The sequence below is a fragment of the Ensifer sp. VA4 genome (assembly GCF_055710065.1).
Genome location: NZ_JBVQPO010000069.1, coordinates 1 through 350, shown reverse-complemented (window position 1 = coordinate 350; position 350 = coordinate 1). Strand labels below are relative to the sequence as shown.

1 rRNA gene is annotated in these 350 nt (G+C 48.3%); it reads right to left on the bottom strand.

The annotated features are described in order from the left end of the window. Positions 1–63: ribosomal RNA gene (locus AC0C6X_RS30195) — 16S ribosomal RNA — on the bottom strand; the annotation flags it as partial. Between the last annotated feature and the right edge of the window lie 287 nt (positions 64–350).

Genomic DNA, 350 nt, shown 5'->3' with positions numbered 1-350 from the left:
GACTTGCATGTGTTAAGCCTGCCGCCAGCGTTCGTTCTGAGCCAGGATCAAACTCTCAAGTTGAGAATTCAATCATTGGCTTAAATCACGTCTCTGAATCGACGAGAACTCACACCCATCTTCAATCAACAACAATCCGAAGATTGCCATCGAGAAAACTGGTGTTGTCTCTTGATAAACGTGACCGCCAAAGTCTCTTTCCGAAGAACCCCTTAAGGTTCCTCGCGAGCTCCGCCGCCCACGTTTCTCTTTCTCATTATTCAATTGTCAAAAAACCGACGAACTCACCATCCGTCAAACCGCTTCCATAAAGCCCAGAACCGCCGAGGTCCCAGACCCAAAATCAGCCT